A 12,983-nucleotide genomic window follows, 5' to 3' on the forward strand; every position below is an offset into this window, starting at 1 on the left:
CCGCGTAGACTCCGCGCGTGGCCAAGGTGACTCGGGATGACGTGGCGCGGCTGGCGGGGACCTCCACCGCCGTCGTCAGCTATGTCATCAACAACGGACCCCGGCCGGTCGCCCCGGCCACGCGCGAGCGCGTCCTCGCCGCGATCAAGGAGCTGGGCTACCGGCCCGACCGGGTCGCCCAGGCCATGGCCTCCCGGCGCACCGACCTGATAGGTCTGATCATCCCGGACGCCCGGCAGCCGTTCTTCGGCGAGATGGCGCACGCCGTCGAACAGGCCGCCTCCGAGCGCGGGAAGATGGTGCTCGTCGGCAACACCGACTACATCGGCGAGCGCGAGGTGCACTATCTGCGCGCCTTCCTCGGTATGCGCGTCTCGGGGCTGATCCTCGTCTCCCACGCCCTCAACGACCTCGCCGCCGCCGAGATCGACGCCTGGGACGCCCGGGTGGTGCTGCTGCACGAGCGCCCGGAGGCCATCGACGACGTCGCCGTGGTGACGGACGACCTGGGCGGCGCCCAGCTCGCCGTGCGCCACCTGCTGGAGCACGGCCACGACTACGTCGCCTGCCTGGGCGGTACGGCTCAGACGCCCGCCGTCGGCGATCCGGTCTCCGACCACGTCGAGGGCTGGCGGCGGGCCATGGCCGAGGCGGGCCTGTCCACCGAGGACCGGCTGTTCGAGGCGCCGTACAACCGCTACGACGCCTACCGCGTCGCCCTGGAGATCCTCTCCGGCCCGCGCCGGCCGCCCGCGGTCTTCTGCTCCACCGACGACCAGGCGATCGGGGTGCTGCGGGCCGCGCGCGAGCTGCGCATCGAGGTGCCCGGGGAGCTGGCGGTGGCCGGCTTCGACGACATCAAGGAGGCCGCGTTCGCCGACCCGCCGCTGACCACGGTCGCCTCCGACCGCTCGGCGATGGCCCGGGCCGCGGTCGACCTGGTGCTGGACGACGGACTGCGGGTCGCCGGGTCCCGGCGCGAGCGGCTGAAGACGTTCCCGTCCCGGCTCGTGGTGCGCGCGAGCTGCGGCTGCGGCTGACCCCGGAACCCTTCCTCATTTCGGGCAAACGAGGTTCTGCCGGGCTTCTCAGCGTGCACTCAGGAAGCTCTCATGGTCGCGGGGGACGCTTCTGTCATGACCGAGAGCCAGGGCACCCACGAGCAGCCGTACTCCTCCCCCGCCTCCCCCGTCTCCTCCTTCGCCCCCGTGCACCCGGAGTGGCCGCCCCCGCCGGCGTACCAGCCGGCCGTGGCGCCCGCCGCGCCGAGGGGGAAGCGCACCCGGCGTCCCGTCGGCCTCCTGGCCGCGGTCGCGATCGTGGCGGCGGCGGTCGGCGGCGGCACCGCCTACGCCTTCCAGGAGCTGACCGGCGAGGACACGGTCGCCGTCGCCGGCGGCAGCACCACCGTGGTGCCGACCGGCAAGAGGGGCGACGTGGCGGCGATCGCCGCCGCGGTCAGCCCGAGCGTGGTCGAGGTCAACGCGACCCTGGCGGGCGGCTCCTCCACCGGCTCGGGCGTGGTCATCACCTCCGGCGGCGAGGTCGTCACCAACAACCACGTCGTCTCCGGCGCCACCTCCGTCAAGGTGCGCACCAGTGACGGCAAGAGCTACACCGCCGAGGTGGTCGGCACCGACAGCTCCAAGGACCTGGCGCTGATCAAGCTCCAGGGCGCCTCGGGCCTGAAGGCGGCGGCGCTCGGCGACTCCCACGGCGTCCAGGTCGGTGACCCGGTCGTGGCGATCGGCTCCCCCGAGGGGCTGACCGGCACGGTGACCAGTGGCATCGTCTCCGCGCTCGACCGGGACGTCACGGTCTCCACCGACGAGAACCAGGGCCAGGGCCGGGGCGGCGACGGACAGTGGCCGTTCCAGTTCGGCGGCCGCGAGTTCAACGGCGACACCGGCTCGTCCACCACCACCTACAAGGCCATACAGACCGACGCGTCCCTGAACCCCGGCAACTCCGGCGGCGCCCTGATCGACGCGAACGGCCGGGTCATCGGCATCAACTCCGCGATGTACTCGTCGAGTTCGCAGGCGTCCTCGTCCTCCGACGCGGGCAGCATCGGTCTCGGCTTCGCCATCCCGGCCGACACCGTCAAGTCCGACCTGGCCGCACTGCGGGCGGGCTCCACCAGTTAGACCACCCGGCGCGACAGTCAGCGCACGAGTCAGCAAGGAGCAGGTCATGATCAAGCACGTTCCCCACCGGATGGCCGAGCGCGGCCCGGCCGGCATCACCCTGGCCCTCTCCATCGCCTCCCAGCTCCACGTGCCCGTACCGGCGCCCCGCGCCCCGGAGGTGGTCCCGACCCCGGCGCCCCAGCTGATGGGCCTGCGCACCTCCGCCACCCGCCGGCACCGCCGCAAGGTGACCCTGCACCGCCTGGACGCGGTCCGGGCCTGACCCGGCCCGCGCGTCCCTCGCCGGCCCGCGGGACGTGGCACGCTGAGAGACACCCCGACCCACCGCACCCCGAGGAACCGCGAGCGATGAGCCCCGCCGAAGGCGAACGTGACCCCCAGCGCATCCTGATCGTCGACGACGAGCCGGCCGTACGCGAAGCGCTCCGGCGCAGCCTCGCCTTCGAGGGGTACGACACCGAGGAGGCCGTCGACGGCGCGGACGCCCTGGAGAAGACCGCCGCCTACCAGCCGGACCTGGTCGTGCTGGACATCCAGATGCCCCGCATGGACGGCCTGACGGCGGCCCGCCGCATCCGGGGTGCGGGGGACACCCTTCCGATCCTGATGCTCACCGCCCGCGACACGGTCGGCGACCGGGTCACCGGCCTGGACGCGGGCGCCGACGACTACCTGGTCAAGCCGTTCGAACTGGACGAGCTGTTCGCCCGTATCCGCGCGCTGCTGCGCCGCAGCTCCTACGCGGCGGCGGTGTCCGCCGAGGCCCAGGAGGACGAGGCGCTCACCTTCGGCGACCTGCGCATGGACCTCGCCACCCGGGAGGTCACCCGCGGCGGCCGGCCGGTCGAACTGACCCGCACGGAGTTCACCCTGCTGGAGATGTTCATGGCCCACCCGCGCCAGGTGCTCACCCGGGAGCAGATCCTGAAGGCGGTGTGGGGCTTCGACTTCGAGCCGTCCTCCAACTCGCTCGACGTCTACGTGATGTACCTGCGCCGCAAGACCGAGGCGGGCGGCGAGCCGCGCCTGGTGCACACCGTGCGGGGCGTCGGGTACGTCCTGCGCCAGGGCGGCGCCGAGTGAGGCACCTGGTGCGCCGGTACCGGGCGCTGCCCATCCGGGCACGGCTGGCGATGCTGGTCGCGGCGGCGGTGGCGTTCGCGGTCGCCGCGGTGTCGATGACCTGCTGGTTCATCGTGGAGCGCAAGCTGTACGACCAGATCGACGAGGACCTGCGGAAGTCGCTGCGCAACACGACCCAGATGGACCAGGTGCTCAACGCCCTCACCCACTGCACGGACACCCCGCCCTCCGACACCCTCTTCGGGGACCGGTACTCCCAGGTCGTCACGGAGAACGGCGAGGTCTGCCTGTTCGGGGGCGCCACCGAGAAGATCAAGGTCACCGGGGCCGACAAGGCGGAGATCCGGCAGCTGGACCTCGGCACGATCTACTACCGCAACGGGACCGACGCCGACGGCAACGACCTGCGCGTGCTCACCCGGCCCGTGCTGGCCACCGCCACGCCGAGCGGCGAACGCGGCCCCAACGTCGGCGTGCTCGTCGCCCTGCCGCTCAAGAGCACCCAGAAGAACCTCAACGACCTGGCCCTGATCCTGCTCCTGGTGTCGGCCGTCGGGGTGGTCGGCGCCGGTGCCGCGGGCCTCGCCGTGGCACGGGTCGGGCTGCGCCCGGTCGACCGGCTCACCGACGCCGTCGAGCACGTGGCCCGCACCGAGGACCTGAGCGTGCGCATCCCCGTCGAGGAGGACAGCGAGGACGAGATCGCCCGGCTGTCCCGGTCGTTCAACTCGATGACCGCCTCGCTGGCCAGCTCCCGGGAACTCCAGCAGCAGCTGATCGCGGACGCCGGCCATGAACTGCGCACGCCCCTGACGTCGTTGCGCACCAACATCGAACTGCTCACCCGCAGCGAGGAGACGGGCCGCCCGCTGCCCCCGGAGGACCGCAAGGCGCTGCTGGCCTCGGTGAAGGCGCAGATGACCGAGCTGGCCGCGCTGATCGGCGACCTCCAGGAGCTGTCCCGCTCGGAGGGGCAGCGCGGCGAGCGCGTGCAGGTGGTCGCCTTCCGGGACACCGTCGAGGCGGCCCTGCGCCGGGCCCGGCTGCGCGGTCCGGAACTGTCCCTCACCGCGGACCTGGAGCCCTGGTTCGTCCGGGCGGAGCCGTCCGCGCTGGAGCGGGCCGTCGTCAACATCCTGGACAACGCGGTGAAGTTCAGCCCCGAGGGCGGCACGGTCGAGGTCCGGCTGGCCGACGGCGTGCTGACGGTGCGGGACCACGGCCCCGGCATCCCCGAGGACGAACTCCCGCACGTCTTCGACCGCTTCTGGCGCTCCCCCGGCGCCCGCGCGCTGCCCGGCTCCGGCCTCGGCCTGTCCATCGTGGCCCGCACCGTGCAGCAGGCGGGCGGCGAGGTCACCCTGGCCCGCGCGGAGGGCGGTGGCACGGTGGCGACGGTACGGCTGCCGGGGGCGCCGACACCGCCGCCGGAGACACCGGCCGGCTGACCGGCCGGGCCCGGTGCCCACGGCCGTGGGTCCGGGGCGGCGGCGCCGCGCGTCCACAGCTGTGGACGACGGCCGGGACAGGGCCTACCGCACCACGGTGATCCGGTCCGCCTTCGGCGGGGCGATCGGGTTCGCCGCCGACGAGTTCGCGGTCAGGTACTTCTCCAGGGCCGTCAGGTCGTCCGCGCCCACCAGGTCGCCCGTGCCCTGGCCCAGGGTCGGGAAGCCGTCGCCGCCGCCCGCGAGGAAGCTGTTGGTGGCGACGCGGTAGGTGGCCGCCGGGTCGACCGGGGCGCCGTTCAGCCGGATGGAGCCGGTGACCACGCGGTCCGCCCCGGACCGGGTGAGGTCCAGGGTGTAGGTGAGGCCGGCCGACGGCTGGAGGATCTTCGGGGCCGCCTCGTTGGCGCCGCTCACCTGCTCCTTCAGCACCTGGATCAGCTGGGCGCCGGTGAAGTCCTGGAGGTTCACCGTGTTGGCGAACGGCTGCACCGTGAAGCCCTCGGCGTAGGTGACCACGCCGTCGCCCTCGGCGCCCTTGGCCGCGTAGGTCAGGCCGGCCCGGACCCCGCCCGGGTTCATCAGGGCCAGGCTGGTCCTCGGGTCCAGCTCACGGCCGAGGGCGAGCTGGGCGTCGGCGATCAGGTCGCCCATCGGGGACTCGGTGCCGGTGTTGTTCACGTCGGCGGAGACGTAGCCGATGGGCCGGTCGCCGATCGGGGCGGCCAGGGTGTTCCAGCGGGAGATCAGACCGGTCATGTCCGCCGCCTTGGGGACGTCCCGGGTGACGGCGTGGTTCGCGGACTTCACCGCCGTCCGCACGATGTCGCCGGTCCGGCGGTCGTACGTCAGCGTGGTGTCGGTGTACAGCCGGCCGAAGGAAGCCGCCGACGTGACCATGCGCGGGCGGCCGGACGGGTCCGGGACGGTGCAGACGTAGGCGTTGTGGGTGTGGCCGGTGACCAGGGCGTCCACCGCGGGCGTGACGTTCTTCGCGATGTCCACGATCGGGCCGGAGATGCCGCTGCCGGCGCCCGGGGAGTCGCAGTCGTAGTTGTAGGAGCCGGAGGCCGGGTAGCCGCCCTCGTGGATCAGGGCCACGATCGACTGCACGCCCTGGCGCTGGAGCACCTTGGCGTACTTGTTGATGGTCTCGGCCTCGTCCTTGAAGCTCAGGCCCTTGACGCCGTCGGCGGAGACGATGCCCGGGGTGCCCTCGAGCGTGACCCCGATGAAGCCGATCTTGACGCCCTTCTTCTGCCAGACCCAGTACGGCTTGAGGATCGGCTGCTTCGTCTTCTCGTCCAGGACGTTCGCGGCCAGGTACGGGAAGTCGGCGCCCTGGAACTCCTTGTCCGTGTAGCAGCCGTCCGTGGGGTGGCAGCCGCCGTTCTGGAGGCGGGCCAGCTCCTTCGCGCCCTCGTCGAACTCGTGGTTGCCGACCGAGGTGACGTCCAGGTCCAGCTCGTTCAGCGCCTCGACGGTGGGCTCGTCGTGGAACAGGCCCGACAGCAGCGGGGAGGCGCCGACCAGGTCGCCGCCGGCCGCGGTGACCGAGTACGGGTGGCCCTTGCGGGCCTGGCGGAGGTGGGTGGCGAGGTACTCGACGCCGCCCGCGTCGACCGTCTTCAGCGTGCCGTCGGGCTGGGTCTCGGTGACCCGGCCGGACGAGCCGGACGGGGGCTCCAGGTTGCCGTGCAGGTCGTTGAAGGAGAGCAGCTGGACGTCCTGGTAGCGGCCCGCACGGTGGTGGCCCTCGTGCGCGTCCGCCGACGGGGCGGTGGTCAGCGCGGCGGCCGTGGCGAGACCGGCCGCGGTGGCGAGGAAGGCGAAGGTGGTGCGTCTGGTGCGCCGGGGTGCGGCTGGCATGGGACCCCCCTGTGGATCGGCTGTGCCGGTTCGGCGCAGCCTAAGGTCAACGCGCGTAGCACGACAGGGGGTTCCGGGTTACATCCTGGTTTCCCTTCACCGGCGCCTCTCCGGCCCCTTCCGCACCGTCCCTCCGTCTCCGTCGCACCGGGACTTCGCCCCGGCCGCCCCGTACCCTCATACGCATGAGCAGCGACGACACCGTACGGGGCTTTCCCGCCCGCTCCATCGAGACCTACTCCGCGCTCACCCCGGACCAGGCCGAGGCCGTGCTGCGCCTGCTCGGCGACGCCGCCCGGGTGGACGGGCAGCAGCCGGTGTCCGAACAGGGCCGGCTGCAACTGCGCGGGGGTAGCCGCGAGGGCGTCTCGCACCTGCTGCTGGCGGTCGACGGCGAACTCGCCGGGTACGCCCAGCTGGAGGACACCGACCCGGTGGAGGCACCGGCCGCCGAGCTGGTCGTGCACCCCGGGCACCGCGGACACGGGCACGGCCGGGCGCTGGGCTCGGCCCTGCTCGCCGCCTCCGGCAAGCGGCTGCGGGTGTGGGCGCACGGCGGACACCCCGCCGCCCGGCACCTCGCCCAGGTGCTCGGTCTGACCCTGTTCCGCGAACTGCGCCAGATGCGGCGCCCGTTGACCGGCCTCGAACTGCCGGACCCGGTGCTGCCGGAGGGCGTCACCGTGCGCGCCTTCGTGCCCGGCAAGGACGACGCGGCCTGGCTCGCGGTGAACGCCGCCGCCTTCGCCCACCACCCGGAACAGGGCTCGCTGACCCAGCGGGACCTGGACGACCGCAAGGCCGAGTCGTGGTTCGACCCGGCCGGCTTCTTCCTCGCCGAGCGGCGCGGCGAGCTGATCGGCTTCCACTGGACCAAGACGCACGCCGAGGAGGGGCTCGGCGAGGTGTACGTCGTCGGCGTACGGCCCGGCGAGCAGGGCGGCGGCCTCGGCAAGGCCCTCACCACGATCGGGCTGCGCCACCTGGCCGCCCAGCAGCTGCCGACCGCGATGCTCTACGTCGACGCCGACAACAAGGCGGCGGTGACGGTGTACGAGCGCCTGGGCTTCACGATCCACGAGACGGACCTGATGTACCGCACGGAGACGTGACCGTCGGGGCCCGCCCGTTCCGCCCACCGACCCCACCGACCGAGCACCGAAAGCGACACCCAGCACACCGGGCTCCCGGCGAAGCGCCGGGAGCCCGACCAGACGCCGCACTGATCCCGGCCAGGCGCCGTATGGGGACGGCCGGTGTGGCGTAGGGCGCGGCCGACGGGGAGCGGGGCGGCCGGTGGGGCGCGGGGCGCGGCCCCGGCGGGCGACAGGGCCTCTCGCCGTAACCGGCTCGGTGGCGGGCGCGTACCGGGCGGGCGCCTGCGGGCTCCCGCCCCCCGCACCCGCGCCAGCCCCGAGCAGGCCAACCCGCGCCACAGCCGCAGAACCCGAGCAGCACCGGCACGGCGGCCGGGACACCTCCCGAACACCGAAACCACCACGGCGGCACCCGCACACCGGGCACGCGTGCGCCGCACCCGCGCTCCGTGCCGGGTCAGCCGGTGCGGGGCGGGCGGGTGGCGCGGTGCGGCAGGGGCTCGCGGAGCGACAGTGCCCCCACGGCCACCGCCGCCGCCAGCAGCCACGCCCAGCGTGCGTGCGCGGCCGGCCACCTGGGGTCCCGGGGCCCGACGAACAGCGCCCAGTCGTCCGGCAGCAGCAGCGGTGCGAGGACGGCGGCCGCGAGCAGGGCCGCTGCCACCGGCAGGCCGGGGCACGGGTCGTCCGTGCGGCGCACGGCGACCGCGGCACCGGCCACGGCCAGCGCGCAGGCGGCCCCGGCCTCCAGGGTGACGTCCCCGGCCGGCGGCCGGACCTGACCGGGCACCAGGAGCAGTACGGCCGTCCACCACAGGGCGGCGACCGGCGCCACCAGCGCCACCCGCAGCGCGGCACGGGCGGCCCGGCCGGTCGGGACCGGGGCCGTGCCGTGCCGGGCGGGGTCGTCCAGCAGGAAGGCGAGGCCCAGGGCGAGGGCGAGCGCGGCGGCCCGCAGCAGGTTCAGCGCGAGCGGCCCGCCGCCCTCGCGGCCGAGCAGCCGGGGCAGCCCGGCGGTGAGCAGCCCGGCCGCCCCGGCCGCGCCCAGCGTCCGCCACGGCAGCGTGCGCCAGACCGGTACCACCAGCGCCGGGATCACTCCGCGCACCGGTCCGGCCCCACCCGGACGGGCACGCCGAGCAGTTCGGCCACGCGGGCCGTGGTGACGCGCGGGGCGGTCAGCTCGCTCCAGTGCGCCTTGACCCGGCCGACGACGCCGGGCAGGGGCCGGTGCAGCAGCGCGCGGACCACCTTGGTCTGACCGGCGGTCATGGTCAGCGGTTCGGTCGGGGAGAGGACCACCGCCGAGCCGCTGAGACTGTCGTCGAGGCGGACGTGGCGGAGCGCGGACTCCGGGTCGTCCTGCCAGGCGAGGGAGAGCCACATGACGGTGACCATCCGGCCGTCGCACAGCCCGGCCGCCGACTTCTCGTCGCCCGCGACCAGCACCCCGGCCACGGCCGTGGAGAACTCCGGGACGCGGTTGCCGCCCCAGGCGGTGCCCACGGTCACCTGGTGGGGGGTGGTGGACGGGGTGAGCGCGGCGTCACCGCCGAGCCCGTACCGGGCCTCCAGCCGCTGCCGGACGAGGAGCCGCTGCCCGTGCGCGCGTCCTCCCGCGAGCGCCTGCACCCGCCGCGCGACCCGCGCCCAGTCGTCGGTCCGGGGTGTCCACTCGGGGAACGCGCAGTAGGCCGAGGTGCCCCGCCGTACGCAGGTCTGGTCCTTCTCGGGGGTCAGCGAGGCGCGCACCCGGGCGGCGGTCGTCCCCGCGGGCACGTCGCCGGTCTGGGCGGCCCCGCCTAGCACGGTCAGGCCGAGCGCGGCGGCGAGCGCGGCCTGGACACCGCGGGTGCGGGTGCCGGAGACCAGGACGGCGAGCAGCGCCAGCGTCAGGGCGAGCCCGGCGAGGTACAGGGCGTGCCAGGCGGCGGGGCGGCCGAGCAGGGCGGACGGGAAGGGGTCGGTGCGGGCCGCGCCGACCACCGGGGCGAACCAGGCGGCCCCGGTCTCCTGCCCGGCGAAGGGGAACGCGGCCCCGACGAACATCACCCAGCACACCACCACGAGCAGCGGTGCCGCGACGGCCGACGGCGCCAGCCGGGCGAGCAGCACTCCGACCGCCCCGAACAGCAGCACCGTCAGCGGTCCGGCCAGCAGCTCGGCCACCGAGCCCCGGCCGACCGCTCCGGGTTTGGCCGCCTCCCAGGCGAACTGCGCGGCCACCCCGGCGGCGGTGAGCAGCGCGAGCGGTACGACGGACAGCGCGTGGGCGGCCGTACGGTGTCCCCGGGACAGCACCAGCACGCCGAGGTGGCGTTCGGTGTCCCGGCGCCGGGAGCGCAGCACGGCGTGGTTGGCGCAGAGCAGCGCGGCCAGGCCGACGATCAGTGGTCCGCCCTGGGTGGCGCGGTCGGCGTCCTGGAGCGCCGGGTAGTCGTCGTACGGCCTCAGGTTGTGCCACACGATCCAGGCCGCGTACCCGGCGAGGGCGAGCAGGACGGGCAGGCGCAGCAGCAGTCCGCGGGCCTCGAAGCGGGCGAGCGCGAGCACGGCCGCCCGGGGGGCGCCCGGGGCTGGGGCGGGGGCCGTCGCCGGTTCGGCACCGGTCGGCAGCGCGGTCACGCGGTCACCTCCGCGAGGTCGCCGTCGAGGGTGAGCAGGTAGCCGTCCTCCAGGGTGGGTTCGAGGAGGTCGGCGCCGTCGGGCGGGTCGCCGACGTTGCGGAAGGCGCCCGCGGCGGTACGCCAGCCGGCCTTCGCCCCGGGGTCGCGTCCGGTGCTGCTCCACACCCGTCCGGCGGCCCGCCCGGTGAGTTCGGCCGGGGTGCCGTCGAAGCGGATCCGGCCGCCCGCCATGACCAGCACCCGGTGGCAGAGCATCGCCACGTCCTCGGTCTGGTGGGTGGAGAGCAGGACCGTGCGGTCCTCCCCGGCCCGGGCGATCACCTCCCGGAAGCGCATGCGCTGTTCGGGGTCGAGGCCGACGGTCGGTTCGTCCAGCACCAGGAATCCGGGGTCGCCGACGAGGGCGGCGGCCAGCGCGACCCGCTGCCGCATGCCGCCGGAGAGCTTCTTGATGCGCTTGCCGCGCACCTCGGTGAGGTCGGCCCAGTCGAGCACGCGCCGCACCTCCCGGTGCCGGGCGGCACGGTCGGTCAGCTCCTTGAGGATCGCGACGTAGTCCACGAACTCGAAGGGGGTGAAGTCGGGGTGGAAGCCGGGGGTCTGCGGCAGGTAGCCCAGCCGGCGCCGCAGTTCCCGGCGGCCCCGCGCGCCGGCCGGGTCGTGGCCGAGCACCGTGAAGGCGCCCCGGTCGGCCCGCACGGCGGTGGCCAGCACCCGCAGCAGGGTGGTCTTGCCCGCGCCGTTCGGCCCGAGCAGCCCGGTGACGCCCCGGCTCAGCCGCAGGGACACGTCGTCGAGCGCGTCGGTGGCGCCGTAGCGGAGGCTGAGCCCGGAGGCGGAGACGGTGACGGTCATACGGCGCTCCTGTGCGCGAGGGGGGAGCGGGTCCCCCGGGGAGGAAGGGCGTGGGACGGACGGGGGACGCGGCTCACCGGGCGCCCCCGTGGGACTGGTCGAAACGGTCCCGGGCGAGGAAGAGCAGCCCGGCGGCGAGCCCCGCCACCCCGGCCGCCACGCCCTGCCCGGCCGCGGTGAACGGGGCGAGCACGCGGTCACCGCCCTCCCGGGCGGCGCCGGCCACGAGCAGCAGGACCACCCAGCCGGCGCCGGCCGCCGAGGGCCCCGCGACCGGTCCGAGCCCCGGCGTCAGCGCGAGCCCGGTGGCGGTGAGCGCGAGCGCGGGCAGCAGCCAGCCGAACGCGCTCAGCCCGAATCCCGGCAGGGCGAGGCCGGCCAGGCCGCTCAGGGCGAGTCCGGCGGCGAGCACGGCGACCGTGCGGATCAGCAGCAGGCGGAAGCCGTGCGTCGGGGAGACGACCGCCATCTCGTACGTCGGGTCGGCCGCGGGCCCGTACGACAGGGCGACCCCGGCGAGCGGCAGCAGCGGGGCGACGGCCAGGAAGAAGGTGTCCGAGTGGCCGGTCCGTGCGGTCAGCACGGACATCGCCAGCACCAGCGTGACCGCCGCCAGCCAGGAGCGGCGCAGCACCGGCGTCGCGGCCAGCAGCCGGGCCGTGTGGTCCGCCACCCCGAGGCGCACCAGCAGCCGCTCGAACAGGCGGGGCCGTGGCGCGTCCAGCTCGGCGTCCAGCCGTTCCCACGCCGCGTCCAGCGCGGCGGGGTCGCCGGCCGCGGCCAGCGCCGCCCGGCACCGGGCGCAGCCGGCCAGGTGGGTGTCGGCGGACCACAGCAGCGGCGGGGACAGCTCCCCGCGCGCGTAGGCCCGCAGGTCGTCCTCGGTGACGTGCCAGCTCATCCGGCCACCCCCGGGGACACCGGCAGTACGGCCGGCCGTTCGGAACGTTCCGTCATGCCAGTGCCTCCCGCAGTTGCTTCCGGGCCCGCATCGCCCGTGTCTTGACCGTGCCCGGCGGAATCCCGAGCAGGACGGCCGCCTCCCGGGTGGTCAGCCCGTCGACGACCGTCGCCTGGAGCACCGCCCGCAGCTCCGGGGAGAGCCGGACGAGCGCGCCCGCCAGGTCCCCGTGCTCCACCCCGGCGAGCACCCGGTCCTCGGCGGACACCTCGTCCCGGTGCCGCAGCCGGGCCAGCATCTGCCGCAGCCGGCCGCGCGCCCCGTCGCCGCGCTGCGCGTCCACGAGCCGGCGGGCGCCGATGCGCCACAGCCAGCCGGCCACCTCGCCCTCGTCGCGGTAGCGCGCTCCGCCCCGCCAGACGGCGAGGAAGGTCTCCTGGACGACGTCGTCGACGACACCGGCGTCGGCGCAGCGCCCGCGCAGCCGTGCGGTCAGCCACGGCGCGTAACGCCGGTACAGCTGCTCGAAGGCGTGCCGGTCGCGGTCCGCCGCGATGGCCCGCAGCAGTTCCCCGTCGCTTCTCGTCTCGCTCACGTCTCCTCATCGGAACGGGCCCGCCGATCGGTTCACATCGTCCGCGCGGTCTTCGGCCGGTTTCCGGGCGGCTCCCGCACCACCGGCTTCCGGGCAGCCCCTGACCCACGAGATCGTCCAGCGCTCGGAACAGGCGCTCCGCCCCGGCCTGCCGGTCCCCGGCCACCGGCGCGCGGCGCGGTCTCGGCACCGTCGCCGGACGCCCGCGCGCACGCCGGTGCGGTACGTTCACGCCACGGCGGGGAAGACCGACCGGACCGGCGTTTCCCGCCCCCGCGACCCCTTCGGGCCGCCCCCCGCTATCCCGCACGTCATGTCGCCGTAACCATTGATTCAGCCGGGCTTGCGACGCTCGGCC

The 12,983-nt window shown here is 75.0% G+C and carries 12 protein-coding genes; 6 read left to right on the forward strand and 6 right to left on the reverse strand.

Going from position 1 to position 12,983, the window contains the following annotated elements:
- Window positions 1-17 precede the first annotated feature (17 nt).
- The 5 genes from IF37_RS0120240 to IF37_RS0120260 all read left to right on the forward strand — a co-directional run bounded on the left by IF37_RS0120240 (window position 18) and on the right by IF37_RS0120260 (window position 4,681).
- Window positions 18-1,040 carry a LacI family DNA-binding transcriptional regulator gene (locus IF37_RS0120240; RefSeq protein WP_079165813.1) on the forward strand — a complete coding sequence of 341 codons (1,023 nt, stop codon included), beginning with the start codon at window positions 18-20 and terminating at the stop codon, window positions 1,038-1,040.
- A 96-nt stretch (window positions 1,041-1,136) separates the two neighbouring features.
- Window positions 1,137-2,147, forward strand: coding sequence for a S1C family serine protease (locus IF37_RS0120245; protein WP_030744389.1), 1,011 nt, complete (start codon window positions 1,137-1,139; stop codon window positions 2,145-2,147).
- A 46-nt stretch (window positions 2,148-2,193) separates the two neighbouring features.
- Window positions 2,194-2,412, forward strand: coding sequence for a hypothetical protein (locus tag IF37_RS0120250; RefSeq protein WP_030744390.1), 219 nt, complete (start codon window positions 2,194-2,196; stop codon window positions 2,410-2,412).
- An 86-nt stretch (window positions 2,413-2,498) separates the two neighbouring features.
- Window positions 2,499-3,233, forward strand: coding sequence for a response regulator transcription factor (locus tag IF37_RS0120255; protein ID WP_030744392.1), 735 nt, complete (start codon window positions 2,499-2,501; stop codon window positions 3,231-3,233).
- Window positions 3,230-4,681 (forward strand): cell wall metabolism sensor histidine kinase WalK, encoded by a 1,452-nt coding sequence (locus IF37_RS0120260; protein ID WP_030744395.1) that lies wholly within the window; start codon window positions 3,230-3,232, stop codon window positions 4,679-4,681. Before IF37_RS0120255 ends, IF37_RS0120260 begins: the two co-directional genes overlap by 4 nt.
- A gap of 84 nt (window positions 4,682-4,765) precedes the next feature.
- Here the strand turns inward: IF37_RS0120260 and IF37_RS0120265 are convergent, their stop codons facing one another.
- A complete protein-coding gene (locus IF37_RS0120265) occupies window positions 4,766-6,550 on the reverse strand; it encodes a bifunctional UDP-sugar hydrolase/5'-nucleotidase (RefSeq protein WP_030744397.1) in 1,785 nt (594 codons plus the stop codon).
- 185 nt (window positions 6,551-6,735) lie between these two features.
- Between IF37_RS0120265 and mshD the strand changes: the two genes are divergently transcribed.
- Window positions 6,736-7,662 (forward strand): mycothiol synthase, encoded by a 927-nt coding sequence (mshD, locus tag IF37_RS0120270; RefSeq protein WP_030744400.1) that lies wholly within the window; start codon window positions 6,736-6,738, stop codon window positions 7,660-7,662.
- 442 nt (window positions 7,663-8,104) lie between these two features.
- Here the strand turns inward: mshD and IF37_RS0120275 are convergent, their stop codons facing one another.
- From IF37_RS0120275 to IF37_RS0120295, 5 genes are all read right to left on the reverse strand, one after another.
- Window positions 8,105-8,755, reverse strand: coding sequence for a hypothetical protein (locus IF37_RS0120275; protein ID WP_030744406.1), 651 nt, complete (start codon window positions 8,753-8,755; stop codon window positions 8,105-8,107).
- Window positions 8,743-10,263, reverse strand: coding sequence for an ABC transporter permease (locus tag IF37_RS0120280; RefSeq protein WP_106981812.1), 1,521 nt, complete (start codon window positions 10,261-10,263; stop codon window positions 8,743-8,745). The genes IF37_RS0120275 and IF37_RS0120280 overlap by 13 nt, the downstream gene beginning before the upstream one ends.
- A gap of 5 nt (window positions 10,264-10,268) precedes the next feature.
- A complete protein-coding gene (locus tag IF37_RS0120285; protein ID WP_030744410.1) occupies window positions 10,269-11,129 on the reverse strand; it encodes an ATP-binding cassette domain-containing protein in 861 nt (286 codons plus the stop codon).
- A 73-nt stretch (window positions 11,130-11,202) separates the two neighbouring features.
- The gene (locus tag IF37_RS0120290) at window positions 11,203-12,030 is read right to left on the reverse strand and encodes a zf-HC2 domain-containing protein (protein WP_030744425.1); all 828 of its coding nucleotides are present in this window, start codon (window positions 12,028-12,030) and stop codon (window positions 11,203-11,205) included.
- Between the two features lie 52 nt (window positions 12,031-12,082).
- Window positions 12,083-12,625, reverse strand: a complete 543-nt coding sequence (locus IF37_RS0120295) for an RNA polymerase sigma factor (protein WP_030744432.1) — start codon at window positions 12,623-12,625, stop codon at window positions 12,083-12,085.
- Window positions 12,626-12,983: the final 358 nt, after the last annotated feature.

Origin of the sequence: Streptomyces sp. NRRL S-31, from assembly GCF_000718775.1 — a bacterium.
GTDB lineage: Bacteria > Actinomycetota > Actinomycetes > Streptomycetales > Streptomycetaceae > Streptomyces.